Genomic DNA, 25,310 nt, shown 5'->3' with positions numbered 1-25,310 from the left:
AGATGACTGAGCGTCAGCCCGCCGAAGGCGTGCGGGAGAAGGACCGGCCGTGGCTCATGCGCACGTACGCCGGTCACTCCACGGCCGAGGCGTCCAACGAGCTGTACCGGCGCAACCTCGCCAAGGGTCAGACGGGCCTGTCGGTCGCGTTCGACCTGCCCACGCAGACCGGCTACGACTCCGACCACATCCTCGCCCGCGGCGAGGTCGGCCGGGTCGGTGTGCCGGTCGCGCACCTCGGTGACATGCGCCGGCTGTTCCAGGACATCCCCCTGGAGCAGATGAACACCTCGATGACGATCAACGCCACCGCCATGTGGCTGCTGGCGCTCTACCAGGTCGTCGCGGAGGAGCAGGGTGCGGACATCACCAAGCTCCAGGGCACGACCCAGAACGACATCGTCAAGGAGTACCTGTCCCGCGGCACGCACGTCTTCCCGCCGGGGCCGAGCCTCCGTCTGACGACGGACATGATCGCGTACACGGTCTCCCACATGCCGAAGTGGAACCCGATCAACATCTGCAGCTACCACCTGCAGGAGGCGGGCGCCACACCGGTCCAGGAGATCGCGTACGCGATGTCCACGGCGATCGCGGTCCTGGACGCCGTCCGGGACTCCGGTCAGGTGCCGCAGGAGCGCATGGGCGACGTCGTCGGCCGCATCTCCTTCTTCGTGAACGCGGGCGTCCGGTTCATCGAGGAGATGTGCAAGATGCGCGCCTTCGGGCGGATCTGGGACAAGATCACGCTCGAGCGCTACGGGATCCAGAACCCCAAGCACCGTCGCTTCCGCTACGGCGTCCAGGTCAACTCGCTGGGTCTGACCGAGGCGCAGCCGGAGAACAACGTCCAGCGGATCGTGCTGGAGATGCTGGCGGTGACCCTCTCCAAGGACGCACGCGCGCGTGCCGTGCAGCTGCCGGCCTGGAACGAGGCCCTGGGCCTGCCCCGCCCCTGGGACCAGCAGTGGTCGCTGCGCATCCAGCAGGTGCTTGCGCACGAGAGCGACCTGCTGGAGTACGAGGACATCTTCGAGGGCTCGCACGTCATCGAGGCCAAGGTCGCGGGGCTCGTCGAGGAGTCCCTCGCCGAGATCGAGCGGATCCAGGAGATGGGCGGCGCGATGGCCGCCGTCGAGTCCGGCTACCTCAAGTCGCAGCTCGTCTCCTCGCACGCCGAGCGCCGCGCCCGTATTGAGTCCGGTCAAGAGAAGATCGTGGGCGTCAACATCTTCGAGACGACCGAGCCCAATCCACTCACCGCCGACCTCGACACAGCCATCCAGACGGTTGATCCGGCTGTCGAGGCCCGGGTCATCGCCTCGCTGCAGCACTGGCGCGACACCCGCTACCAGCCGCCCTTCAACCACCCGCGCCCCTGCAAGGCGCTGGAGAAGCTGAAGGAGGCCGCCAAGGGCACGGACAACCTCATGGAGGCCACCCTGGAGTGCGCCCGCGCGGGCGTCACCACCGGTGAGTGGGCCGGGGCCCTGCGCGAGGTGTTCGGCGAGTTCCGCGCACCGACGGGCGTGTCGTCCGCGCCGGTCGCGGTCACCGCCGCGGAGGGCTCGGCCATGAGTGAGGTGCGTCGCAGGGTGGACGCCACCGCCCGCGACCTCGGCGTCGGCAAGCTGCGCTTCCTGGTCGGCAAGCCCGGCCTGGACGGACACTCCAACGGCGCCGAGCAGATCGCCGTGCGGGCCCGTGACGCCGGCTTCGAGGTGGTCTACCAGGGCATCCGGCTCACCCCCGAGCAGATCGTGGACGCGGCCCTCGCCGAGGACGTGCACGCGGTCGGGCTGTCCATCCTCTCCGGTTCGCACGCCCAGCTGGTCCCGGACGTGCTGGAACGGCTCCGTGTGGCCGGTGCCACAGATATACCGGTGATCGCCGGTGGCATCATCCCCAATGGCGACGCCGAACAGCTGCGGGCCGCCGGAGTGGCCGCGGTCTTCACCCCGAAGGACTTCGACATCACCGGGATCATCGGCCGCATCGTCGACGAGATCCGGACAGCGAACAAGCTCGACCCCCTGGAGGTCCCCGCATGACCACGCCCGTCAACCGTCTGCGTCCGCGACGCTCCTGCCTCGCGGTCCCCGGGAGCAACCCCCGCTTCCTGGAGAAGGCGCAGGGCCTCCCCGCCGACCAGGTCTTCCTCGACCTCGAGGACGCGTGCGCGCCGCTCGCCAAGCCCGAGGCGCGGCACACCATCGTCAAGTTCCTCAACGAGGGCGACTGGACCGGCAAGACGAGGGTCGTGCGCGTCAACGACTGGACGACCGAGTGGACGTACCGCGACGTCGTCACGGTCGTCGAGGGGGCCGGCCAGAACCTCGACTGCATCATGCTGCCGAAGGTGCAGACGGCCCAGCAGATCGTCGCTCTCGATCTGCTGCTGACGCAGATCGAGAAGACCATGGGCTTCGAGGTCGGCAAGATCGGCATCGAGGCGCAGATCGAGAACGCCCAGGGCCTCAACAACGTCAACGAGATCGCGACGGCGTCCCAGCGCGTCGAGACGATCATCTTCGGCCCGGCCGACTTCATGGCGTCGATCAACATGAAGTCGCTGGTCGTGGGCGAGCAGCCGCCCGGCTACCCGGCGGACGCCTACCACTACATCCTGATGAAGATCCTGATGGCCGCCCGTGCCAACAACCTCCAGGCGATCGACGGCCCCTACCTTCAGATCCGCAACATCGACGGCTACCGCGAGGTCGCCCAGCGCGCCGCCGCGCTCGGCTTCGACGGCAAGTGGGTGCTGCACCCGGGCCAGGTCGAGGCGTCCAACGAGATCTTCTCGCCGTCCCAGGAGGACTACGACCACGCCGAGCTGATCCTGGACGCGTACGACTACTACACGTCCGAGGCGGGCGGCAAGAAGGGCTCCGCGATGCTCGGCGACGAGATGATCGACGAGGCCAGCCGCAAGATGGCCCTGGTCATCTCCGGCAAGGGCCGTGCCGCCGGCATGCAGCGCACGTCCAAGTTCGAGATCCCGGAGGCCTGAGCGCGATGCAGTTCGGACGCACCTACGAGGAGTTCGAGGTCGGGGCGACGTACAAGCACTGGCCGGGCAAGACGGTCACCGAGTACGACGACCACCTCTTCTGTCTCCTCACCATGAACCACCACCCGCTCCACATGGACACCAACTATGCGGAGAAGACGACGGACTTCGGCAAGAACGTCGTCGTCGGGAACTACATCTACTCCCTCCTGCTCGGCATGTCCGTCCCGGACATCTCCGGCAAGGCGATCGCCAACCTGGAGATCGAGTCGCTCAAGCACGTGGCGCCGACCTTCCACGGCGACACGATCTACGGCGAGACGACCGTGCTCGACAAGTGGCCGTCGAAGTCGAAGAACGACCGCGGCATCGTCTACGTCGAGACCAAGGGCTACAAGCAGGACGGCACGCTGGTCTGCGTGTTCCGCCGCAAGGTGATGGTGCCGACCGAGACGTACATCAAGGAGCGCGGCGGCGAGCAGCCAGGCCGTCCGGAACTGAAGCAGCAGGAGAAGTAGCCATGGCGCGCCTCGCCCAGACCGCCGGTCTGACCGACATCCAGCAGGAGATCCTCTCCACCGTCCGCGACTTCGTGGACAAGGAGATCATCCCGGTCGCCACCGAGCTGGAGCACCGCGACGAGTACCCGCAGCAGATCGTCGACGGCCTCAAGGAACTCGGCCTGTTCGGCCTGATGATCCCCGAGGAGTACGGGGGCCTGGGCGAGTCGCTCCTCACCTACGCCCTGTGCGTCGAGGAGATCGCCCGCGGCTGGATGTCGGTGTCCGGCATCATCAACACCCACTTCATCGTGGCGTACATGCTCAAGCAGCACGGCACGCAGGAGCAGAAGGACCACTTCCTGCCCCGCATGGCGGCCGGCGACATCCGCGGTGCCTTCTCGATGTCGGAGCCGGGCCTCGGCTCGGACGTGTCCGCCATCACCTCCAAGGCGGTCAAGGACGGCGACGAGTACGTCCTCAACGGCCAGAAGATGTGGCTGACCAACGGCGGAACGTCAAGTCTGGTCGCCGTACTGGTCCGAAGTGATGAAGGACACCCCGAGGGCACCGCGCCCCACAAGTCGATGACGACCTTCCTGGTCGAGAAGGAGCCCGGCTTCGGAGAGGTCCGCCCCGGCCTCACCATCCCCGGGAAGATCGACAAGATGGGCTACAAGGGCGTCGACACCACCGAGCTGATCATGGATGGCCTGCGGATTCCGGCCAACCGTGTGCTCGGCGGCGAGACCGGCCGGGGTTTTTACCAAATGATGGACGGCGTGGAGGTCGGCCGGGTGAACGTGGCGGCGCGTGGCTGCGGCGTCGCTCAGCGTGCCTTCGAGCTCGGCGTCCAGTACGCCCAGCAGCGTCACACTTTCGGCAAACCGATCGCCCAGCACCAGGCCATCCAGTTCAAGCTGGCCGAGATGGCTACCAAGGTCGAGGCCGCGCATGCCATGATGGTCAACGCGGCACGCAAAAAGGACTCCGGGGAGCGAAACGACCTTGAGGCTGGGATGGCGAAGTACCTCGCCTCCGAGTACTGCAAGGAGGTCGCCGAGGACGCCTTCCGGATCCACGGCGGCTACGGCTTCTCCAAGGAGTACGAGATCGAGCGCCTCTACCGTGAGGCCCCGATGTTGCTGATCGGTGAAGGTACAGCCGAGATCCAAAAAATGATCATCGGTCGCAGGCTGCTCGAAGAGTATCGGTTCCAGGGTTAGATGTCCGGATACGGGGTGTTTTCTTGGAGAAGAAGATCACACCCCGTCAGCACTCTTCAGCCGCCGACTCGGCTTCCTGGCTTGCCCAGTTGCGGCCCGCGACCGGTACCATCCCGGGAAAGCCGCCGTCCCCCGTTACTGCGCGGCATCATCCGCTACGAAGGTCATCCATGCCCCACAGCCAAACCTCTGCACCACGCGACAGCCGGGCCGGCGTACGCCTCGCGCGCGGAGCATCGCCGTGGCTTCTGCCGACCGTCGCCACCGCAGCCCTCAGCCTGGCCCGTGCGCGCCGCTCCGGCGTCGCCAAGGCCGTGGCCGTGCCCGCCACCGCTCTCGCGGCGGGCATGCTGTGGTTCTTCCGCGACCCCGAGCGCGAGATCGCCCCGGGCCGGGTCATCTCGCCCGCCGACGGTGTGGTGCAGAGCATCATGCCGTGGAAGGACGGCCGCACCCGCGTCGCGATCTTCATGAGCCCGCTCAACGTCCACGTCAACCGCGCGCCGCTCTCCGGCACGGTGACGTCGGTCGAGCACATCCCCGGCGGGTTCGTTCCGGCGTTCAACAAGGAGAGCGAGAACAACGAGCGCGTAGTCTGGCACTTCGACACCGAACTCGGCGACATCGAGATGATCCAGATCGCCGGCGCGGTGGCCCGCCGCATCGTGCCGTACATCCCGCAGGGGACCAAGGTCGAGCAGGGTGACCGCATCGGTCTGATCCGCTTCGGCTCGCGTGTCGACATCTACCTGCCCGAGGGCGTGGACGTCGCGGTCGAGGTCGGCCAGAAGACCGTGGCTGGGGTGACTCGCATTGACCGTGATTGATCCTGATACCCAGGCGGGCTGGGTGCCCGAGGCCGACGAGGTGGACGAAGAGGAGGAGATGCCCCTCTCTCTCCGCCTCTCAATAGCGGACACCCTCACCCTCGGCAACGCCACGTGCGGCTTCATGGCGGTGTACTTCACGACCACCGGCATCTTGATCCCGCACCTCACCGGCGACCAGGAGACCGGCATGGCCCGCCACAGCGCCGCCACGGCGGTCATCCTGATGCTGTGCGCGGCGGTCTTCGACCTGTTCGACGGCCTGGTCGCGCGCAAGCTGCGCTCCTCCCCCATGGGCGCGGAGCTGGACAACCTCTCGGACCTGATCAGCTTCGGTCTGGCGCCGGCGTACTTCGTCCTCGTCTACGGCATGGTCGCGGACGACGCGCATCAGCGGGTGGCCGCGGTCGGGGCAATCGTGGTGCTCCTGGCCGTGGTGCTGCGCCTGGCGAGATTCTCGTGCGTGACCGTCCCGAACGGCATGTTCCAGGGCATGCCCTCGCCGTTCGGCGCGCTGACCGTGGTCTCGATCGTCCTGCTGGAGCTGCCCTTCGTGGCGACCCTCCTGGCGATCCTGGGCACGGCCTGGCTGATGGTGAGCCGGGTCGAGTACCCGAAGCCGCGGGGCCGTCTCGCGGTGGCGATGCTGTCCTGGATCGTCGTCTCCATGGGCCTGCTGGCGGCCTGGGCGTTCGACGCCCCGAGCGGCCAGCTGCTCCTCCAGACGGGGTGCGCGCTCCAGCTGGTCACCGGTGCGGTGATTCCCCTGTTCGCCACGGCTCGACGGGTGAACAACTTCCGTGACAACCGGCGTGAGGCGCGGGCGGCGCAGTTGCCGTAGCGGCGCTTGTACGACGGCGAAGGGCCCCGAACCCAATGGGTTCGGGGCCCTTCCTGTGCGGCGCCGTCCGGGGGCTGCCGCCCCCGGGCCCCCGCTTTCGGCCTGAACGGCCTCGTCCTCAAACGCCTGACGGGCTGAAAAGATCAAACCCCGGCCGGCGAAAAATCAGTCCCTCCCGCCACAATCCAGCCCCTCCGGCATTTGAGGAGCGGGGGTCCCGGGGGGCCGGCCCCCCGGTACGGGACGGGTAGGGGCGGCGGGGGCGAAAAAAGCCTGGTCTCAGGTCAGGAAGTCCCGCGCGATCTGCTCCGCCACCCGTTCCAGGATCGGCCCCGCGTCCGCGATGCACTTCGCCACGTCGGGTTCTACGGACGTGAGCGGGTACGCGCGGCGGATCCCCGCCCGGCCCAGTGCCTCAGGCTGCAGCGCGAGACGCCCGCACACCGCGACGACCTCCTTGTCCGCGGCGCGCGCGGCGGCGGCGACCCCCGCCGGCGCCTTGCCGTGCAGGGTCTGCTCGTCCAGGGAGCCCTCGCCGGTGATCACCAGGTCCGCCCACTCCAGCGCCGGCGCAAAACCGAGCACGTCCAGCATCACCTCGATGCCGGGGCGGAAACCGGCGCCGAGGAGCAGGGCGCCGTAGCCGATGCCGCCCGCCGCGCCCGCACCCGGGGACGCGGCGAATTCCGCCGCCTTCGCGCCGACCGCTTCCTCCAGCACCTTCGCGTAGTGCGCCAGGGCCGTGTCCAGTGCCTCCACGTCGTCCGGAGAAGCGCCCTTCTGCGGGCCGTAGACGGCCGGTGCGCCCTTCGGGCCGGTCAGCGGGTTGTCGACGTCGCTCGCCAGGACCACGTCGACGGCGGCGAGGCGCGGGTCGAGGCCGGACAGATCGGCGGAGGCCAGCTCGCTCAGCCCGCCGCCACCCGGGGGAACCGGCTCACCGTCCGCGTCCAGGAACCGTGCCCCCAGCGCGGACAGCATCCCGGCGCCGCCGTCGGTGGTCGCGCTGCCGCCGACGCCGAAGACGATCGTGCGCGCGCCCGCGTCCAGCGCGGCCCGCAGCAGCTCGCCGGAGCCGTACGTCGAGGCCGTGAGCGGTGCGAAGACGCCCGCCGGCAGTCGCTGCAGCCCGCTCGCCTCGGCCATCTCCACGACCGCCGTGCCCGCGCGCAGCGCGAAGGCCGCCGTCACCTCGTCGCCCAGCGGCCCCGCGACGCGCACCTCGCGCCGCTCGAAACCGGCCGCGACCGCCGCGTCCACGGTCCCGTCGCCGCCGTCGGCCACGGGCAGCGACTCCACCTGGAGCTCCGGTACGACCCGGCGCAGCCCGGCCGTCACCCGCTCGGCGACCTGCACGGCCGTCAGCGACCCCTTGAACTTGTCCGCGGCGATGAGCACACGCTGTGTCACCTGTTTCCCCTTGCTCTCCGGGCCTCGCGCATGTCAAGGCCAGTCGCGCCGCTGCGACCTTAACCGGGGGAGACCCCCGCCGTCATTCCGTGACCGGAGCCTGGGACGCCGGTGAGGGCCTGCTGGGGGCCCGCTGTGCGTCCCCTGTCGAACGCCGCGCAGCCCGCGCCCAAATTGGGTAGACCTTCTGCTATGACCCCTGTGGGCACTGAGCCCGAGCTCGCGGACCGCATCCTCGGGGGCTGGCTGGGCCGGATCTCGGGCAACATGCTCGGCAAGCCGGTCGAGCAGGGCGACCTGTGGACGCGGGACCGGATCGACCGCTATCTGCGGCAGGCCGCCGCCCTGCCCCTCACCGACTATCTTCCCGAGCCCGCCGACGAGAGCGACGGCTTCGAGCTGCGCCCCGAGTGGCGCCAGTGCGTGCGCGGCCGTATCCACGGCAGCTGCCGCGACGACGACGTCGACTACGCGATCCTCGGCCTGGACCTCCTGGAGACGCACGGCTTCGACTTCAGCACCGAACAGGTGGGCGAGCTGTGGCTGCTGCGGCTGCCGTATCTGCAGACCTTCACGGCGGAGCGGGCCACGTACCGGAACCTGGCCAACGGGCTGAAGCCGCCGCTGACGGCCACGTACGACAACCCGTACCAGGAGTGGATCGGCGCCCTGATCCGCGCCGACATCTACGGCTGGACCTGCCCGGGGGTGCCGCGCCGCGCCGCCTCCCTGGCCCGCCGGGACGCGGTGCTGTCGCACACCGGCAACGGCGTGTACGGCGCGATGTGGGCGGCGGCGCTGATCGCGGCGGCCTTCACCGCGCCCACCGTGCGGCACGCGGTCGACCAGGCACTGGCCGTCATCCCGGCGAGCAGTCGGCTCGCCCGTACCGTGCGGCGGGTCGTCTCCCTCCACGACACCCGGATGACCTGGGAGGACACGCTCACGACGGTCGCCGAGGAAACCGCCGGGCTCGGCTGGATCCACACCATCCCGAACGCCGCGGTACTCACCGCGGGCCTTTTGTACGGCGACGGCGACTTCACCCGCACCATCACACTCACCGTCCGCGGCGGCCTGGACACCGACTCCAACGGGGCGACGGCCGGCTCGGTGGCGGGCGTACTGACCGGGGCGGACGCCATTCCGGGGCAGTGGAAGGAGCCGCTGGAGGACACGGTGCGCAGCGCGGTGTTCGGCTTCGACGGGGTGCGGATCAGCGAGCTGGCACAGCGGACGGTGCAGCTGGCGGAGGCGGACCTCCAGCGGGATACGCCCTGACCGGGGAGGTTCGCCGCTGACTAGCCGACGGACACGGGTGTCTCCGTGAACGCCGCGGCCGTCACCCCCATCGCCCGCAGCAGCAGGCGGTCGCGCAGTCCGTCCGGCAGGAACCGCAGCAGGGCGAGGGTCCGGCCGTCGCGGCCGGTGGTGTAGAGGGTGGCGGGGCGGCGCGCTGTCAGGGCGCGTACGACGGCGTTCACCGCCGGATCGACCGGGCCGAGGGTCTGGCGGGCGGCCGTGGCGCGTACGGCGTCCAGGGCTCGGGCGTAATGGCGGTGCGTCTGGGGGCTGCCCGCCCACCCCAGCTCCGCGCTCGCCTTGTCGGCGGTCGCGAAGATCGCGGTGTTCATGGCGCCGGGTTCGACGAGGGAGACCTTGACGCCCTGGTGGTGCAGTTCCGCGCGCAGGGACTGGGTGAGCGCCGACAGGCCCGCCTTGGACGCGGCGATCGGGCCGAAGAAGGGCGGCGGGACGCGGGCGGAGACGGCCCCGATGTTCACGATCCGCCCGCCGGACCTCCGCAGGGCGGGCAGGAAGGCGCGGATCACGGCGGCCTGCCCGATCACGTTGATCTCGAACTGGCGCCGCCAGACCTCGGCCGGCGTCAGCTCCACCGGGCCCTGCCCCATGATGGCGGCACTGTTCACCAGCCCGTCGAGGCGTGGCCCGAGCGCTTCGGCGGCGGCCAGGACGGACTCCTCGTCGGTGAGGTCCAGCCGGACGGGTGTGAAACCGGCGTCCCGCAGCGGTTCGGCGTCCGCGGGCCCGCGGTGGGCGGCGTACACGATCCAGCCGTCGGTGTGCAGCCTGCGGGCCACGGCGGAGCCGACGCCTCCGGTGGCGCCGGTGACGAGGACGGTGCGGGGAGGGGTCCGGGTGAGCTCAGCCACAAGGGCCGCCTTTCACAAGGGAGTTCGTGACGCGGGAATGCGCCGTCCCTCCCACTCTCCGTCGGACCGCCGGACGGTTGAAGAGTGCAGAATTAACTGGTGGCAGCGACACCAGGACCGGCAGCGCGGGATCACGGCCGACCGGCGGGGCAGGATCACGCACGCAAGGCACTCGGCGCCTTCCTGCGCTCCCGCCGCGAGCGCGCCGACCCCACGGAGACCGGACTGCCGCCGGGTGGCCGACGCCGTACGCCGGGCCTGCGCCGCGAGGAGGTCTCGCTGCTGTCCGGTGTGAGCCTGACCTGGTACACATGGCTCGAGCAGGGCCGGGACATCAATGTCTCGCCGCAGATCCTGCTGGCCCTCTCCCGTGCGCTGCAGCTGGACGAGGTGGAACGCGCCCACCTGTTCAGGCTGTCGGGCCTGCCCGTCCCGGAGCCGGCCGGGCGTTCCCGGCACGTCCCTGACGCGGTGCGCACGTTCCTGGACACCCTGATGCCCAACCCGGCGTTCGTGATCGACCGCTGTTTCGACGTCCTGGCCTGGAACCGGGCGCAGGAGCAGATCCTGGGCGGCGCCCTGCTCGAGCGTGCGCCGGGCGAGCTGAACAGCGTCTGGATGCTGTTCCGTGAACCCCTGCTACGGACCCTGATGCCCGAGTGGGAGGCCGAGGCGCGCTGGCTGACCGGGCTGCTGCGCCAGCAGGCGGCGTACGAGCTGGACAACCCCCGTTTCACGGAACTGATCGACGGGCTCCTCGCCACCAGCCCGGAGTTCGCCGCGCTGTGGCCGGAGCACGACGTGGTCGAGTTCCGCTCCTCCGTCCGCCGCTACCGTCACCCGGACGTCGGCGACTTCGAGGTGTCGTATGTGCGCATGGCGCCGGCGGAAGCCCCCTGGCTGAGCCTGATCTGTCACTTCCCCGAGCTGGGCAGCGAGGACGAGAGGAGGCTGCGCCGGCTGGTTACCCTTCCTGGATGACCTCCACGCCAGACTTCGCCACGTACCTCGCCGGCCTGCCCCGGATTCTCGCCGGGGCCGCCGCCCTCTTCCGCGATTCCGAGGGGCGGGTGCTGCTCGTCGAGCCCAACTACCGTGAGGGCTGGGCCCTGCCGGGCGGCACGATCGAGTCCGACGACGGCGAGACCCCGCGCCAGGGTGCGCGGCGCGAGACGCTCGAGGAGATCGGGCTCGACCGCGAACTGGGCCGGCTGCTCGCGGTCGACTGGGTGTACAAGCCGAGCTGGCCGCCGCTGGTGGCCTATCTGTACGACGGCGGTGTCCTCGACGAGGCCGACCTCAAGGCGATCCGCCTGCAGGAGGAGGAACTGCTGTCCTGGCGCCTCGTCCCGCGCGAGGAACTCGACGACTATCTGCTGGGCACGCTCGGCCACCGCGTCCGGGTCGCCCTGGACGTCCTGGCGGAGGGCTCGGGCACGGCCGAGCTGGAGAACGGGCAGCGGGTGGCGTGACCGGGCGTCGGCTCACCCCTCGGGATCGCGGGGCTTGACGTCCACCTCGCGCAGCCCCTCGTCCCGCGCGGCGACCCGGGCCTCGGTCCGGTGGCCTCGCTCGATGTAGTCGCGGACGACGAGCTCGACGGCGTCCTGCGGGCTGCCGACGCCCGCGAGGACCATGACTTCCACGACGAGTTCGGCGTCGAGCGTGACGGTGACCTTGGCCATGGCGGGAACCTAGCACCGGGGAGCGCGCACGAATATCCGTTCGCCGCACCCGGTCACCCGTCCTACCCTCGGTGCCATGAGCAAGCCCCTTGTCGCCATCCTCAGTGGTGCCGGTATCTCGACGGACTCCGGGATCCCCGACTACCGCGGCCCCAACGGTCTGTGGCGGAAGGATCCCGGGGCCGAGAAGCTCGTCACGTACGAGTACTACATGGGCGATCCGGAGATCCGGCGGCGGTCCTGGCAGATGCGGCGCAAGAACCGCACGCTGATGGCCGAGCCCAACGCCGCGCACCGGGCGGTGGCGAGGCTGGAGCGGTCCGGGGTGCCCGTGCGGGTGATCACGCAGAACGTCGACGGGTTGCATCAGCTCGCCGGCATGCCCGCCCGCAAGGTGCTCGAACTGCACGGCTCCGCGCGGAGTTTCGTGTGCACCGGGTGTCATGCGCGCGGGCCGATGGAGGACGCTCTCGCCCGGGTCGAGGCGGGGGAGGACGACCCGGCGTGCCGGGAGTGCGGGGGCATTCTCAAGTCGGCGACCGTGATGTTCGGCGAACGGCTCGACCCGGTGGTCCTCGGTGAGGCTCTCGCCATCACCAAGGCCTGTTCCGTGTTCATCGCCGTCGGCACCAGCCTGCAGGTGCAGCCCGCGGCCGGGCTCGCCGGCGTCGCCGCCGACCACGGCGCCCGGCTCGTCATCGTCAACGCCGAGGCGACGCCGTACGACGACCGGGCCGACGAGGTGATCCACGAACCCATCGGCACCGCACTGCCCGAACTCCTTGACCGGCTGAACGCGGAGAGCCGCAGCTAGGGCCCGAAGACGTCAGCTCGTGGCCGGGACGATGGTGCCGAAGGAGGCTGCGGCGATCTTCTGGATGCAGCGCATCTCGGTGCCGTCGAGGTTGTCGGGGTCGAGGGAGTAGACGATCTTGCGGGAGAGGTCGCTGGTGGCGAAGACGCCGCTGGTGTAGCCGGGGCGGGAGCCGGTCTTGCCCCAGACCACGACGCCGTTGGAGGCCGTGACCCGCATCAGGCCCATCGTCATGCAGGCCCGGCCGGCGTCCGTCTGCGTGCGGCACTGGCTGCTGTGGTGGCTCGGGACATCGGGAACGGCGAAGAGCTCTGCCTGCTGGGCCGGCGGAAGGAGTCGGCCGCGGAACAGCTGGGTGATGAAGCGGTCGAGGTCGGCGGGGGTGGAGATCATGCCGCCCTCGGCCCAGGGCCAGGGGCTCTGCTCGGTGACGTCGACCGGGTGCCTGGTGCCGTCCGCGGACTTGACCATCAGATAGCCGTGCGCGTGCGGGCCGGGCAGGGTCGGGTCGTCCGCGTCGGGGAGGTAGGTGTCGTGCAGGCCGAGGGGACGGGTGATCCGGGCCCGCACCTCGTGGGCGAAGGTGTGCCCGGTGATCTTCTCGATCAGCACGCCGGCGACGTAGTAGTTCATGCCGTTGTACTGCTGCGCGGTGCCCGGCGCGAACTGCATCGGCTGGCCGGCCATCAGGTCGATCACCTGCTGCGGGGTGAAGCTCTTGAGACGGTTGGCGGCGAACCATTCGGGGCTGCCGTCACCGAAGTCCGGGCTGTCGGACGCGCGCGGCAGTCCGCTGGTGTGGTTGAGCAGCTGCCCCACCGTGACCGGCGGCAGCTCGGCGGGCAGAACGCCCGGCAGATAGTGCTGCACGGGTGTGTCCAGGTCGATGCGGTGCTCGGCGGCGAGTTGGAGCACGACGGTCGCGGTGAAGACCTTGGAGATGCTGCCGATCCGGATGTGGCCATTGCGCGGGACGCCCCGGCCGGTCTCCAGGTTGCCCACGCCCGAGGTGCCCGACCAGTGGCCGGCGCTGCCGGTGATCCGCAGCAGCGCGCCGGTGACGTCCGCGCTGGGCAGGTCGCCGATGGCCGCTCTGAGCTCGACCGGGTCGAGCGCGGGCAGCGGCGTGCCGGTCGTTTCGGCCGCGGGCGCCGTGGCCGGTGTCGCGGCGGAGACGGGGGCGGCCACGCTCACGGCCAGGGCGGCCAGCACGGCGCCGGCGGCTGCCACGGTGGACCAACGGGTGCGACGCACGGAGCGGTTCACGGCAGGACTCTCCCAAGGGTGACGGTCGGACCGGCGAACGCCCGGCCCGACCACGAGTCTCATGCGCCCCGGCCGCCCCGTTCATCAGGAGCGTCCCCGAGCAACCCCCCAGCGCACCCTGACATCTGATTCGGGGTCGGAGTCATACCTGCTCGGGGTGACCGAGCTGGAACAGGGCGGTTCCGCACTCGAAGTCGAGCAGTCGTCGCTTCCGGTCCAGGCCGCCGCCGTAGCCCGTCAGGCTGCCGTTGGCACCGACGACCCGATGGCAGGGGACGATGATGCCGATCGGGTTCTTGCCGTTGGCGAGGCCGACGGCGCGGGAGGCGGACGGGTTGCCGAGGGCCGCGGCCAGTTCGCCGTAGGAGCGGGTCTCGCCGTACGGGATCTCGCGGAGCCGGTCCCACACCGTGCGCTGGAACGGGGTCCCGTTCAGGTGGAGTTCGAGCGTGAACTCCTTCAAGTCGCCTGAGAAGTAGGCCTCCAGTTGTTCCTCTGCCTCGGCGAAGAGGGTCTCGTCCCGTGCGCCGAAGGACTCCTCCGGTGGGCGGTGGCGCTGCTCGGTCATGTAGAGGCCGCACAGGACACCGTCGTCGGCGACGAGGGTGAGGGGGCCGTACGGGCTGTCGATCACGGTGTGGTGCTTCACGGGGCTCATCGCGAACGTCCTTACACGGGCAGGAAGTTGATCGGGTGGCTGTCGGTCGCCCACAGATACTGGACCGCGTACGCCCGCCAGGGGCGCCAGGCCGCGGCCCGGGCGGTGAGCGCCGACGGGGTGGACGGGAGGCCCAGTTCCTGTGCGGCGCGGCGGATGCCGAGGTCGGTGGGGAGGAAGGCGTCGGGGTCGCCGAGGGCGCGCATGGCGATGACGTCGACGGTCCAGGGGCCGAAACCGGGGAGGGCGAGGAGCTGGGCGCGGGTTTCGGGCCAGTCGCTCTCCGGGCCCAAGTGGACCGTTCCGTCGGCGAGTTGTCGTACCAGAGTGGTGAAGGTGGTGCGGCGGGTGCGGGGCATGGCCAGGGACTCGGGGTCGAGGGCGGCGAGTGCCTCGGGAGTGGGGAAGAGATGGGTGAGACCGCCCGCGGGGTCGTCGATCGGGTCGCCGTGTGCCGTGACCAGGCGGGAGGCGTGGGTGCGGGCGGCGGCCGTGGAGACCTGCTGGCCGAGTACGGCGCGCACGGCGAACTCCGCCTCGTCGACCGTGCGCGGGACGCGCCGGCCGGGGGCCTTGTCCACCAGCGGCGCGAGGAGGGGGTCCGTGCGGAGCTGGTCGTCGATCGCGACCGGGTCGGCGTCCAGGTCCAGCATGCGGCGGCAGCGGCTGATGGCGACGGGCAGATCGCGCAGGTCGCTGAGGGTGAGGCGGCAGGCGATGTGGTCGGGTTCGGGGGCCAGGGTCGCGATGCCGTGGCCGTACGGGAGGCGGAGGGTGCGGCGGTAGGCGCCGTCCCGCCACTCCTCCACGCCGGGTACGGCGGTCGCCGCGAGGTGGCCGAAGAGGTTGTCGGGGTTGAGGGGGGCGCGGAACGGCAGGCGGAGGGTGAGGGCGCCGGGGGCCGCGGGGGCGTTCTTCTTCGGCAGCCTGGCCCGCAGTTCGCTCGGAGCCAGGGCGAACACCTCGCGCACGGTGTCGTTGAAGGTGCGGATCGAGGAGAAGCCGGCGGCGAAGGCGATCTCCGCCATGGGGAGCGTGGTCGTCTCGATCAACAGGAGGGCCGTCTGGGCGCGTTGGGCGCGGGCCAGGGCCAGGGGTCCTGCGCCGAGTTCGGCGAGCAGTTGGCGTTCGATCTGGCGGGTGCTGTAGCCGAGGCGGGCGGCGAGGCCGGGGACGCCGTCGCGGTCCACGACGCCGTCGGCGATCAGGCGCATGGCGCGGGCCACGAGGTCGGCGCGCTGGTTCCACTCCGGGGAGCCCGGGCTGGTGTCGGGGCGGCAGCGCTTGCAGGCCCGGAATCCGGCCTGCTGGCAGGCGGCCGCGCTCGGGTAGAAGGTCATGTTCTCGGGCTTGGGCGGTACGACCGGGCAGCTGGGCCGGCAGTAGATGCGGGTGGTCAGGACCGCCGTGAAGAACCATCCGTCGAAGCGGGCGTCCTTGGACTGGACGGCGCGTACGCAGCGCTCTCGGTCGGTGTGCATCCCGTTCTGCATGCGTCCAGCATCGGCGATGGGCGGGGCCCAGGCTGGCGAGAATCCGACATCAAGGTTGTGTGGGCTGGAGCGGTCCGGATCACCCTCTCCTCGTGTGTGTACCTGATGGGTACGCTGCCCTGCATGGACCGTGGACGGCAGCGACCGATGTGGCCGCTGTACGGGGCGGGGTTCACCACCGCGTTCGGGGCGCACGGAATCGCCGCGAACCTCGGGGGCGCCGGGAAGGGCGCGGTCACCTCGCTGCTCGTGCTGGGCGGGCTGCTTGCGCTCTACGACGGTGCGGAGGTCGTGCTGAAGCCGGTGTTCGGCACGGTGGCCGACCGGGTGGGGGCGCGGCCCGTGCTGCTCGGCGGGCTGGTCGCGTTCGCCGCCGCGTCCGCGGTGTACGTGCTCGCGGACAGCCCGGGGTGGCTGTGGGCCGCGCGGCTCGGGCAGGGGGCGGCGGCGTCCGCGTTCTCTCCGGCCGCGTCCGCGCTGGTGGCCCGGCTCAATCCGGCGGCCAAGCACGGGCGGGTCTTCGGGAGTTACGGCTTCTACAAGTCCGTCGGCTACACGCTGGGGCCGCTGCTCGGCGGGCTGCTGGTGTGGGCGGGCGGACTGCGGCTGCTGTTCGCCGTACTGGCGGTGCTCGGTGCCGCCGTCGCGGTGTGGGCGCTGGTCGCCGTACCCGTCGTGGCGCCGCTCCCCCGCGCCCGGCAGACCCTGCTGGATCTGGCGCGACGGCTGACGGACCCGGCGTTTCTCGTGCCGACGTCCGCGCTCGCCGGGGCCACGGCGGCGCTTTCGGCCGGGGTGGGCTTTCTGCCGGTGTCCGGTGCGATGGCGGGGCTCGGGACGGTGGCGACGGGCGCCGCGGTGTCGGTGCTGGCGGGGTGCGCGGCGGTCGTACAACCGCGTGCCGGGCGGGCCTTGGACGCGGGACGGCTCAGCGCGGGCACCGGGCTCACCGCCGGGCTGCTGCTCGCGGCGGCCGGCCTGGCCTGCGCGATGCTCCCCGGCCTGACCGGCGTCCTGCTCGCCGCCGCCCTCATCGGCACCGGCACCGGCCTGATCACCCCGCTGGGCTTCGCGACCCTGGCCTCGACGACCCCGCAGGAACGGCTCGGGCAGACGATGGGCGCGGCGGAACTCGGCCGCGAACTGGGCGATGCGGGCGGTCCGTTGCTGGTGGCGGGGGTGGCGGCCGCAGCGACCCTGACGTATGGGTTCGGGGCGTTGGCGGTGGTGTCCGGTTGCCTGGCGCTGGGAGTGGCGGCGGGAGTGCGGAGGTCGACGGCCGGGGTGCGCTGAGGCGGGAGCGCGGCGGCCCGGACAACGGGACTCGCACACGCAGCCCTGACCGGGCGAGCGCCACCGCGCCGTCGGCAGGCACCTGCCTCTTTCGCGGAAGCGCAGACCCCAGTCGCCTACTGCAAGCTCCCGCCCCCGTCCAGGCCAGGCGAGCAGCGCCGCCTCCCTCTCCTGGTGCTCCCCGTACCACTGCGGCTGCGGCAGCCGCCTCACGCACCGCTCTCGCCGAGGAGTGCGCGCAGCGCGGCCTCCTCCGCCGGGCTCAGGCCCGTGACGAACTGCTGGAGGGCCGCTATCGGGTCGGGGCCGCGGTCCAGGGCCTGGTGCATGGCCTCGGCGGTCATCTGTGCCGCGTTCTTCGCCGGGCGGTAGGCACCGCGCCGGCCGTCGGCGTCCCGCAGGACGAGGCTCTTGTCGTGCAGTCGCCGCAGGATCGTGTGCACGGTGTTGTAGGCGAGGTCGCCGCCCAGATCGGTCTGGATCTCGGCCGGTGTGAGGGCCCGGTCCGTCGCCCACAGGGTGGCGAGGACCTCACTCTCCAGCTCACCGGGGCTGCGTCGCTCGCCCCTGCCGCGAGGAGTCGTGCCTGCCATGGCCACCACCTTACGGTGCGTAGGGTCCAGCGGTCACCAAGTCGTACCCGCCCCTTACCCGGCTCCGACCCCGCCCTGACCTACAACCTGTAGGGTAAGGTCGACCCTACAACTTGTAGGGCCGGATGGGTGAACGATGACGAGGACCCCCGACACCGCTCCGACCCGCGCCACCCGGCAAGGGCCGCCCGCGACCGCCCGGCGACCGTGGCGCTCCGCGGGCGAGTGGTGGCTCGTGGCGGTCGCAGGCGCTTTCACACTGCTCCAACTCGCCCTGGTGCGGCCCGGATTGGGCCTGGGCTGGGACGAGACGGTGTACGTCAGCCAGGTGAGCACGCACGCCCCGGCGGCCTTCTTCAGCGCACCGCGCGCCCGTGGCATCACCCTGCTGGTGGCTCCCGTGGCCTCCTGGTCGTCGTCCACCGCGCTGCTGCGGGTGTATCTGGCGGTCCTGTCCGGCCTCGGCCTGTACTGGGCGCTGCGGGCCTGGCGGGGCCTGTTCCCGGTACGGGTCGTCGCGGCCGGCGGCGCCTTGTTCGCGTCGCTGTGGATCACCCTCTTCTACGGCCCGCAGGCCATGCCCAACTACTGGGTGGCCGTGGGCGCGTCGGCCACCGTGGCCTTCTTCCTGCACGCCCGGTCCGACCGCACCCGGCGCGGCGCCCTGTGGGGCGTGTCCGCGGGCACGGCACTGATGGCGTGGATGCGGCCCACGGACGCGGTCTGGGTCACGTTCCCGCTGCTCGCGCTCGCGCTCCTCGCCCGCCCCGGACGCCATCTGCGGCTGCTCCTGGCCCTGGTCACGAGCCTTGCGGCAGGGGCCACCGAGTGGATCGTCGAGGCGTACGTCGACTACGGCGGCGTCGGCGCCCGGCTGACCGCCGCCTCCGGCATCCAGGGCGGTCTGGGCCTGCACAACGCCGTCGTCGACCAGCTGCGCAGCCTCGGCGGACGGGCCCTGTGCCGCCCGTGCACGGGGGCGATCGCGAGCCCGCCGGTGATCGCCTGGTGGTTCGTCCTCCCGCTGCTCGCCGCCGTCGCGCTGGTGATCGCGGTACGGGCTCGCCGGGCGGCCGCCACGCTGCTGCCGCTGGCCTGTGCGGTGACGGCGGCCGTGCCGTACCTCTTCCTGATCGGCTATGCCGCCCCCCGTTTCCTGCTGCCCGCGTACGCCCTGCTCGCGATCCCGGTCGCCGACGCCCTGGCCCGCCTTGTCACCGCGCCGAGCGGGCGCCGGCGGACGTTGGCGGTGACGCTCGTGGCCGTGGGGCTCGCGGGCCATCTGGCCGTCCAGTTCGCCGTGTTGGAGCGCGCCGTGTCCCGAACCACCGCCGACCACCGGGTCTGGAGCCGCACGGCCGCAGACCTGCGCCGTCTCGGCGTGCACCCACCGTGCCTGGTCACCGGGGGCGATTCCGTACCGGTCGCCTTCGCCGCGGGCTGCGCCTCCGCCCACACCGGTGGCCACGACGCCAACACCACCGACGCGGAACTCGCCCGAAAGGCCCGCCGGATGCCGGTCGTCCTCCTTACGACACATCTCATCGACCCGCCGTCCTACGCCCGCTCTTGGCAGCCGCATCGCTTGACGGGCGGCTACGCGTACCTCGCTCCGGGTGCCGTTCAGCGAGCAGAAGGGCACCACTCTTGAGTGCCCAGGTCACCCACTCCACGGCTGACGGCAGACCAGGCCTCGGCGAAGCGCCCCACAGGGGCGCGGGGCTGTGTCAATCTGCGGCTCCGCCGCGGGGCGCGACCAGCCACAACGGCGCGGCAGACGAAAGACACCCCCTCGCGGCCGTGGCCGCACTGGTCCTCACCGCCGCCGCCATCGGCCTCGCCGCCCTGCACTGGCCCGTCCTCGCCTCAGGCATCGACCGCCTCACCGCCGCCGACCCCGGCTGGCTACTGCTGGCAGCTCTGCTCACCCTGCTGACCTGGGCATGCGCGGCACTCGCACAACAGGGCGCCGTACGCGAGGCACTACCCACCGGTCGGCTGCTGACGGTGCAGTTCGCGGCCTCCGCGGCCAACCACCTGCTGCCCGCGGGGCTCGGCGCGGGAGCGGTCAATCTGCGGTTCCTGATGCGCTGCGGACTGGCACCCGGCCGGGCGGCCACGGCCCTGGCGGTGAAGTCCACCGCGGGAGCCGTCGTACGGATCGCCCTGATGGCACTGCTCGCCCTCGCCTGCCCCGGCGTGCTGCGGCTGCCGTCGGTGGACGGACCGAAGCTGCTGGTCGGCGTACTGGCGGCAGCGACGGCCGCACCCGTGGCCGTCCTGCTCGTGCGGCGGACGCGGCTGCGGCGGGCGCTGGCCTGCGCGGCGGCCGACGTACGCGCCGTGCACGAGAACCCTCGTCGCGCGGCGGCCCTGTGGGGCGGCTCGCTGGCCTTCGCGTCCCTGCACACGGCAGTGGTGATCGCCGTCGTCCACGCCCTGGACGTACCGCTGCCCGCAGGGCGCATCGCGCTTGCCTATCTCGCCGCCAGCAGCGCCGCCGTCCTGCTGCCGACCCCGGGCGGACTCGGCTCCCTGGACGCCGCGCTCGCCTGGGCCCTGACCACGGCGGGCGCCCCGGGCTCGGCGAGTGTGTCGGCCGTGCTCGGCTACCGGTTGCTGACCGTCTGGCTGCCGCTGGTGCCGGGGCTGCTGGTACTGGCCGGACTGGTCCGTTCGAGAGCCCTGTGAGGGCACCGCAGTCAAGTCACCGCGTATTTGGGGAGCATGGTCCTCCGTCGGTGGTCGTGCGTCGACGGTTGTGGCGGGCAGTGGGTGGGGGGGCACCTACGACGGGGGTGGTTCGGGCGCGTCCGGAGGTGGGTGCGGGCCCGGAGCGTCCTCGGGCGGAGGCGAGTGGGCGGTGTCCGCAGGCGAGAGCGGGCCGGACGGGGGCAAGCCACGAGCGTCCGCAGGCAGACGCGGGCCGGAAGCCTTCGGGGGCGGGGATGCGGCGAGCGCGTCCGGTGCCGTATCCGTACCGGGTGCCCCCGGCCCACCGTGACCCATCGGCTCCGCGGGCAGCCACCGGGCCCAGCCCCACCACCACAGGCTCAGCCAGGCGGCCGCGAGCAGCCAGCCGCCGAGGACGTCACTCGCCCAGTGCACCCCGAGATACACGCGGGTCAGGCCGACGGCCACCGCCCAGCACACCGCGAGCGTGCAGGTCGTGTGCGCGAGGTCCACGCGGGCGCGACGAGTCATCGCCCAGCACAGCAGGCCGGCGGCGAGGGCCGAGGTGGTGGCGTGCCCGGAGGGGAACGCGAAGCCGGAGGCATGCGTCGCCCAGTCGGCGGGGGCCGGGCGGGCCCGCGCGAACAGTTCCATCAGTCCGGTGCGGACCAGTTCCCCGGCGACCAGGACGATCAGGAGGACGACGGCGTTCCGGAGCCGCTCCCGCGTGGTGCGCCCCGCGATGAACCCTGCGACCACGACGAGCGCGTACGGCCAGGGCCCCGTCCCCGTCGCGGTGATCCCCCGGGCGAGCGCCACCGCCTCCGGGGGCCGGTGCGCGAGCCCCCACGCGTGGGCCGACGGGTCCGCCGGCAGGGGGGCGCCGTGGCGCAGTCCCACCGCGGTCGCAAGCCCGGCGAACAGCAGGACGCAGACGACGGCGAGCAGCACAGGCGCTCGTCCGGCCGAGCCCCCGCCTGGCCCTCCTCCGGCCCGGTTCACACCTGGCTCTCGACCGATGCGGTTCACGCCTGGCCCTCGCCCGCGGCACCCTCACCACATCCGGCACCCCCACCAGGTCCGACCGCACCCCCACCCCGCTCGTCCCGCTCCCCCTCGTGCCCGGTCATGAAGCCGTCACCAGCGGCCTGAGTCGAGTGCCGGCCGCACGGCCGACGAGGGGGGCGGCGCGGTCCGTCAGGAGCATGAGGGGCCAGGCGAGAGCCGCGCCGAAGGCCAGGCCCACGGCCACGTCGTGCGGATAGTGCACTCCTGTCCAGACCCGGGAGACCGCCATCAGGATCGCGGCCAGGGCCGCGATCCGGCCGAGGCGCTGGTGCGTGAGCCACAGCGCCACCGCGGCGGCCCCGGCGATCACCGCGTGGTTGCTGGGGAACGACCAGTCACCCGCGGCCGGGCATGCCTCGACCGTCACGGTGTGCAGCGTCCGGCAGGGTCTGCGCTCGGCGACGCCCGACTTGACCAGGACATCGACCACGTAACAGACCACCACGACCACGGGTGCCGCCAGCGCCCGGACCATCCGTACCTCCCCCGCGCTGCGCGCCCGCCACCACGCGGCGAGCATCAGCACACCGAACAGCGCGAGGCCGTAGTCGGACCAGACGGAGATCACGGTGTTGACGGCGTGCGGGGTGTGGCGGGCCAGACCGGTGATCCAGATGTACGCGCCGCCGTCCACCGAAGCGCCGCCGAAGGCGAGGCCGGTCACGAGGAGGCTCCCTCGGAGGCGCGGCGGGCCCGCGCGCGCCGGGCCTCGAGGGCGATCGGGGTCAGGGAGAGGACGACCACGAGCGCGACCAGCGGCAACAGGTAGCGGTCGACGTTCGGTACCGAGGAACCCAGGGCGTAGCCGCCCAGCACCAGTCCGATCGTCCAGACGAGGCCGCCGATCACCTGCCACAGGGTGAAGACGCGCACCGGCACGTCGAGCGCCCCGGCCAGCGGGTTCAGCACGGTGCGCACGACCGGCACGAAGCGGGCCAGGACCACCGCCTTCGCATGCCCGTAGCGAGCGAGCAGCTCCTCGGCCCGCGCCGCGCCCTCGTGCAGCTTCCTCGCACGGCTGCGGGCCAGCAGCGCGCGGCCGCCCCGGCGTCCGAGCCAGTACCCCGTCTGGGCACCGAGGAGTGCGCCGCCCACGGCGGCGGCCAGCACCTGCGGAAGCGACAGGTGCACGGATCCGTGGACGCCGGGGACGCACAGCAGCCCGGCCGTGAACAGCAGCGAGTCGCCGGGCAGGAAGAAACCGACCAGCAGGCCGGTCTCGGCGAACATGACGACCGCGATGCCGAGCGCGCCGAAGGCGGACAGCAGGGATCCGGCATCCAGGACGTTCACCGCTTGGGCGACGGCGAACTGGGCAGCTGCCACGGAGGCGACCCCTCTCATACTGGGAACGGAGCGGGCACGGACCCGCACCTAGCGACTACAGTCATGTAGACCGTCTACTGAACTGTAGACGAATCAGAGCCGAGGAGTGTTCCCATGCCCGAGGGGCAGATTGACGAGCCGGTCGACGGCCCGGTCGACGGGCGCACGGACCGACGGCCGGCCGGCGAGCTCGAGGCGAGCGTGCTGGCCGCACTGTGGGCCGCCGACGCGCCGCTCACGCCCGCCGCCGTCCAGCTGGAGCTCGGCGGCGGTCTCGCCCGCACCACGGTGACCACGATCCTCACCCGCCTGCACGCCAAGGGCGCGGTCACCCGCGCACGCTCAGGCCGCGGCTACGCGTACGCCCCCGCCCAGGACTCCCCCGGCCTCACGGCCCGCCGTATGCACGCCGAACTCGACAAGGACGAGGACCGCGGCACCGTCCTCGCCCGCTTCGTCTCCGACCTGAGCCCCGAGGACGAGCGGTTGCTGCGCACACTCCTGGAGGGTGGCCCGCAAGGTGGTGAGGACAGCGCGTGAACAGCGCCTTACGGATCTTGTTGTCGGCTGCGGCGCGTAGGCTGGTCGACCACCGTCCGGCGGCCCCTGGAGGAATCCCGTGATCTACGCCGTGTGGCTTCCGCTGCTCATGCCGTTCCTCGCCGTGCCCGTGGCCCGGCGTGGCGCCGAGCAGCTGCGGCCCCGGACGGCCGCCTGGGCGCTGACGGCTCTCGCGCTGGTCCTCGCCCTCTCCAGTACGGCGGCACTGGGCATGCTCGCCCTGGCCGGCGCCCTGCACCTCTCTCTCGTCGCCGAGGCGGCGCATCTCTCCCCGCATCTGCTGGGCGACGGCTCGCCCGCCACCCTCCCGGCCGCGGTCCTGTCCGCCCTCGCGCTGACCGGTCTCGGCGTCCTGGTCCTCGACCGGGCCCGCCGCCACCTGCGGGAACTGCGCGCCGCACACCGGCAGTTCCGCAGCGGGGCGAGTGCCGGCGATCTCTGTGTACGGCACGACGACCGGCCCGAGGCCTACGCCCTGCCCGGGCGGCCCGGCCGCATCGTGGTGACGACGGGAATGCTGCGCGCCCTCAGCGCCGGCGAACGCGAGGTGCTGTTCGCCCACGAGCGCGCCCACCTCACCGGGCGCCACCATGTCTTCCTCGCGACCGCCGAGTTCGCCGTGGCGCTGCACCCGGCCCTGCGCGGTCTGCGCGCTCCGCTCTCGTACGCCCTGGAGCGCTGGGCCGACGAGTCCGCGGCGCAGGCGACGGGCGACCGCGCGCTCACCGCCCGAGCCGTCGGCCGTGCCGCCCTCGCGGCCCGTGCGGCGGGCTCCTCCGCGCGCCCGCGCCTGTCACTGACGGCCACGGCGGGCCCGGTCCCCCGCCGTGTCACCGCCCTCCTGAGCACCCCCGCACCCGCCGCCCGACTGCTCCCCCGCTCCCTGGCGTGTCTGCTCCTGGCCTGCGTGGCCGTATCGGCGACGGCGGTACTGGACGCGGCCACCGATCTGCACGCGGGCATCGAGGTCGCCCAGGGCGAACAGGGACCGCAGGGACACGCGGCCCTCGGCGACGGCGACTGATCCCGCGGGCCCGGCAGCCTCGTGGCGCCAGTGGTCACGCAGACCGGCGGGCCGCCTCTTCGACGAAGCCGGTCACGAGGTCGACGTAATCGTCCGGGTGCGTGGCATGAGGGATGTGTCCCGCACCTTCGAAGGTGTGCGTCCGCGCCTGCGGCAGGGCTGCGGACAGCCGGCCGACGATCGTGGCGAACCACGGCGGGCTCTGTGTGCCCTTCGACAGCAGGGCGGGTCCGGTGTAGCCGGCGAGGCGGTCGAGGTCGAGGCGAGCCCAGTCCGGGTCGGACTGCTCGTCGGCGAAGGTGGGGGCATTGCGCAGGAACGTCTCGCGGACCGCGTCCGGCAACTGGTCCCACACGCCGGGGCCCAGGGCGACCTCCTCCACGAACGCGTGCGCTCCCGCCAGGGTGTCGCCCGCGCGCAGGTGGGCGAGCACGGATTCGATCTTCTTCGCGGTGTCCGCCATCAGCGGTTGCAGCTCGGGAACGTCGGCCACGATGGCCAGGAGCGGGGGCTCGTGGGCGATGAGGCCCCGGAAGAGTTCGGGACGTCTGGCGGCCAGGCCGAGCGCCGTCGAGCCTCCGAAGGAATTGCCCGCAACGTAGGCCGGCGCGTACCCCAGTGTCTCCATCAGTGCCGCAAGGTCGTCCTCGTCCTCGGTGCGGGTGCCCTGCCCCGGCGGGCGTTCGCTGCGGCTGTGCCCGCGGCGGTCGTAGACGAGGACCCGGAATCGCTCCGCGAGGGCGTCGAGGACCGGGGCCCAGTTGTGGTGGTCGCCCCATGATCCGTGCACCAGGACCAGGGGATCGCCGTTCCCCGCCGTCTCGTAGAAGAGCTCCACGCCGTTCACTGCGACCCGTGCCATAGC

Annotated in this window: 26 protein-coding genes; 15 read left to right on the top strand and 11 right to left on the bottom strand. The window is 71.8% G+C overall.

Features of this window, described 5'->3' with window-relative positions:
- Positions 1 to 2 precede the first annotated feature (2 nt).
- The 6 genes from ABT254_RS33415 (at position 3) to pssA (ending at position 6,407) form a co-directional block, all read left to right on the top strand.
- Entirely contained in the window at positions 3 to 2,051 is a 2,049-nt protein-coding gene (locus tag ABT254_RS33415) for an ethylmalonyl-CoA mutase (protein WP_351478453.1), read from the top strand.
- Positions 2,048 to 3,013, top strand: coding sequence for an HpcH/HpaI aldolase/citrate lyase family protein (locus ABT254_RS33410; RefSeq protein WP_115910143.1), 966 nt, complete (start codon positions 2,048 to 2,050; stop codon positions 3,011 to 3,013). The genes ABT254_RS33415 and ABT254_RS33410 overlap by 4 nt, the downstream gene beginning before the upstream one ends.
- Before the next feature lie 5 nt (positions 3,014 to 3,018).
- On the top strand, positions 3,019 to 3,531 hold the full coding sequence (locus ABT254_RS33405) for a MaoC family dehydratase (protein WP_019757884.1): 513 nt from the start codon (positions 3,019 to 3,021) through the stop codon (positions 3,529 to 3,531).
- Positions 3,532 to 3,533: 2 nt separating this feature from the next.
- Positions 3,534 to 4,739, top strand: coding sequence for an acyl-CoA dehydrogenase family protein (locus ABT254_RS33400; RefSeq protein WP_351478451.1), 1,206 nt, complete (start codon positions 3,534 to 3,536; stop codon positions 4,737 to 4,739).
- Positions 4,740 to 4,909: 170 nt separating this feature from the next.
- A complete protein-coding gene (locus ABT254_RS33395; protein ID WP_099932426.1) occupies positions 4,910 to 5,566 on the top strand; it encodes a phosphatidylserine decarboxylase in 657 nt (218 codons plus the stop codon).
- 22 nt (positions 5,567 to 5,588) lie between these two features.
- The gene (gene pssA, locus ABT254_RS33390) at positions 5,589 to 6,407 is read left to right on the top strand and encodes a CDP-diacylglycerol--serine O-phosphatidyltransferase (protein WP_030936949.1); all 819 of its coding nucleotides are present in this window, start codon (positions 5,589 to 5,591) and stop codon (positions 6,405 to 6,407) included.
- 279 nt (positions 6,408 to 6,686) lie between these two features.
- Here the strand turns inward: pssA and ABT254_RS33385 are convergent, their stop codons facing one another.
- The gene (locus ABT254_RS33385) at positions 6,687 to 7,805 is read right to left on the bottom strand and encodes a glycerate kinase (RefSeq protein ID WP_351478703.1); all 1,119 of its coding nucleotides are present in this window, start codon (positions 7,803 to 7,805) and stop codon (positions 6,687 to 6,689) included.
- Positions 7,806 to 8,009: 204 nt separating this feature from the next.
- Between ABT254_RS33385 and ABT254_RS33380 the strand changes: the two genes are divergently transcribed.
- Complete coding sequence (locus ABT254_RS33380; RefSeq protein ID WP_351478448.1) at positions 8,010 to 9,098, top strand: ADP-ribosylglycohydrolase family protein; 1,089 nt, start codon at positions 8,010 to 8,012, stop codon at positions 9,096 to 9,098.
- Between the two features lie 20 nt (positions 9,099 to 9,118).
- On the opposite strand, the gene ABT254_RS33375 is transcribed toward ABT254_RS33380, so the two are convergent.
- Entirely contained in the window at positions 9,119 to 9,991 is an 873-nt protein-coding gene (locus tag ABT254_RS33375; protein WP_351478445.1) for an SDR family NAD(P)-dependent oxidoreductase, read from the bottom strand.
- Positions 9,992 to 10,090: 99 nt separating this feature from the next.
- Between ABT254_RS33375 and ABT254_RS33370 the strand changes: the two genes are divergently transcribed.
- Complete coding sequence (locus ABT254_RS33370) at positions 10,091 to 10,972, top strand: helix-turn-helix transcriptional regulator (RefSeq protein WP_351478442.1); 882 nt, start codon at positions 10,091 to 10,093, stop codon at positions 10,970 to 10,972.
- Positions 10,969 to 11,463 carry an NUDIX domain-containing protein gene (locus ABT254_RS33365; RefSeq protein ID WP_351478439.1) on the top strand — a complete coding sequence of 165 codons (495 nt, stop codon included), beginning with the start codon at positions 10,969 to 10,971 and terminating at the stop codon, positions 11,461 to 11,463. The genes ABT254_RS33370 and ABT254_RS33365 overlap by 4 nt, the downstream gene beginning before the upstream one ends.
- 12 nt (positions 11,464 to 11,475) lie before the next feature.
- Here the strand turns inward: ABT254_RS33365 and ABT254_RS33360 are convergent, their stop codons facing one another.
- A complete protein-coding gene (locus tag ABT254_RS33360) occupies positions 11,476 to 11,676 on the bottom strand; it encodes a type II toxin-antitoxin system VapB family antitoxin (protein WP_351478437.1) in 201 nt (66 codons plus the stop codon).
- Positions 11,677 to 11,752: 76 nt separating this feature from the next.
- Between ABT254_RS33360 and ABT254_RS33355 the strand changes: the two genes are divergently transcribed.
- Positions 11,753 to 12,490 carry an SIR2 family NAD-dependent protein deacylase gene (locus ABT254_RS33355; protein ID WP_351478434.1) on the top strand — a complete coding sequence of 246 codons (738 nt, stop codon included), beginning with the start codon at positions 11,753 to 11,755 and terminating at the stop codon, positions 12,488 to 12,490.
- A 12-nt stretch (positions 12,491 to 12,502) separates the two neighbouring features.
- On the opposite strand, the gene ABT254_RS33350 is transcribed toward ABT254_RS33355, so the two are convergent.
- The 3 genes from ABT254_RS33350 to ABT254_RS33340 all read right to left on the bottom strand — a co-directional run bounded on the left by ABT254_RS33350 (position 12,503) and on the right by ABT254_RS33340 (position 15,907).
- On the bottom strand, positions 12,503 to 13,756 hold the full coding sequence (locus ABT254_RS33350; RefSeq protein ID WP_351478431.1) for a serine hydrolase domain-containing protein: 1,254 nt from the start codon (positions 13,754 to 13,756) through the stop codon (positions 12,503 to 12,505).
- 142 nt (positions 13,757 to 13,898) lie between these two features.
- Entirely contained in the window at positions 13,899 to 14,405 is a 507-nt protein-coding gene (locus ABT254_RS33345; RefSeq protein ID WP_351478700.1) for a methylated-DNA--[protein]-cysteine S-methyltransferase, read from the bottom strand.
- A gap of 20 nt (positions 14,406 to 14,425) precedes the next feature.
- Complete coding sequence (locus tag ABT254_RS33340; RefSeq protein WP_351478428.1) at positions 14,426 to 15,907, bottom strand: AlkA N-terminal domain-containing protein; 1,482 nt, start codon at positions 15,905 to 15,907, stop codon at positions 14,426 to 14,428.
- A 147-nt stretch (positions 15,908 to 16,054) separates the two neighbouring features.
- Between ABT254_RS33340 and ABT254_RS33335 the strand changes: the two genes are divergently transcribed.
- Entirely contained in the window at positions 16,055 to 17,200 is a 1,146-nt protein-coding gene (locus ABT254_RS33335) for an MFS transporter (protein WP_351478697.1), read from the top strand.
- Between the two features lie 209 nt (positions 17,201 to 17,409).
- Here ABT254_RS33335 and ABT254_RS33330 read toward each other — a convergent pair whose 3' ends face one another.
- Positions 17,410 to 17,793 (bottom strand): BlaI/MecI/CopY family transcriptional regulator, encoded by a 384-nt coding sequence (locus ABT254_RS33330; RefSeq protein WP_351478424.1) that lies wholly within the window; start codon positions 17,791 to 17,793, stop codon positions 17,410 to 17,412.
- A 136-nt stretch (positions 17,794 to 17,929) separates the two neighbouring features.
- On the opposite strand from ABT254_RS33330, the gene ABT254_RS33325 reads away from it, so the two are divergent.
- Both ABT254_RS33325 and ABT254_RS33320 read left to right on the top strand, forming a co-directional pair.
- Positions 17,930 to 19,444 carry a hypothetical protein gene (locus ABT254_RS33325; RefSeq protein ID WP_351478421.1) on the top strand — a complete coding sequence of 505 codons (1,515 nt, stop codon included), beginning with the start codon at positions 17,930 to 17,932 and terminating at the stop codon, positions 19,442 to 19,444.
- A 149-nt stretch (positions 19,445 to 19,593) separates the two neighbouring features.
- Positions 19,594 to 20,484 carry a lysylphosphatidylglycerol synthase domain-containing protein gene (locus tag ABT254_RS33320; protein ID WP_351478418.1) on the top strand — a complete coding sequence of 297 codons (891 nt, stop codon included), beginning with the start codon at positions 19,594 to 19,596 and terminating at the stop codon, positions 20,482 to 20,484.
- Between the two features lie 96 nt (positions 20,485 to 20,580).
- Here ABT254_RS33320 and ABT254_RS33315 read toward each other — a convergent pair whose 3' ends face one another.
- From ABT254_RS33315 to ABT254_RS33305, 3 genes are all read right to left on the bottom strand, one after another.
- Positions 20,581 to 21,417: a phosphatase PAP2 family protein gene (locus tag ABT254_RS33315; RefSeq protein ID WP_351478416.1), complete on the bottom strand. Its 837-nt coding sequence runs from the start codon at positions 21,415 to 21,417 to the stop codon at positions 20,581 to 20,583.
- A 175-nt stretch (positions 21,418 to 21,592) separates the two neighbouring features.
- Positions 21,593 to 22,198, bottom strand: a complete 606-nt coding sequence (locus ABT254_RS33310; protein ID WP_351478413.1) for a phosphatase PAP2 family protein — start codon at positions 22,196 to 22,198, stop codon at positions 21,593 to 21,595.
- Entirely contained in the window at positions 22,195 to 22,860 is a 666-nt protein-coding gene (locus tag ABT254_RS33305; protein WP_351478410.1) for a DedA family protein, read from the bottom strand. Before ABT254_RS33305 ends, ABT254_RS33310 begins: the two co-directional genes overlap by 4 nt.
- Positions 22,861 to 22,974: 114 nt before the next feature.
- Between ABT254_RS33305 and ABT254_RS33300 the strand changes: the two genes are divergently transcribed.
- Positions 22,975 to 23,400, top strand: a complete 426-nt coding sequence (locus tag ABT254_RS33300; RefSeq protein WP_351478407.1) for a BlaI/MecI/CopY family transcriptional regulator — start codon at positions 22,975 to 22,977, stop codon at positions 23,398 to 23,400.
- A gap of 79 nt (positions 23,401 to 23,479) precedes the next feature.
- A complete protein-coding gene (locus tag ABT254_RS33295; protein ID WP_351478404.1) occupies positions 23,480 to 24,445 on the top strand; it encodes a M56 family metallopeptidase in 966 nt (321 codons plus the stop codon).
- A gap of 34 nt (positions 24,446 to 24,479) precedes the next feature.
- Here ABT254_RS33295 and ABT254_RS33290 read toward each other — a convergent pair whose 3' ends face one another.
- Positions 24,480 to 25,307: an alpha/beta fold hydrolase gene (locus tag ABT254_RS33290; RefSeq protein ID WP_351478401.1), complete on the bottom strand. Its 828-nt coding sequence runs from the start codon at positions 25,305 to 25,307 to the stop codon at positions 24,480 to 24,482.
- Positions 25,308 to 25,310 lie beyond the last annotated feature (3 nt).

The organism is Streptomyces sp. NPDC001137 (genome assembly GCF_040298885.1).
Lineage (GTDB): Bacteria > Actinomycetota > Actinomycetes > Streptomycetales > Streptomycetaceae > Streptomyces.
The sequence above is the reverse complement of the archived record's forward strand: the minus strand, read 5'-3'. Positions and strand labels throughout refer to the sequence as shown.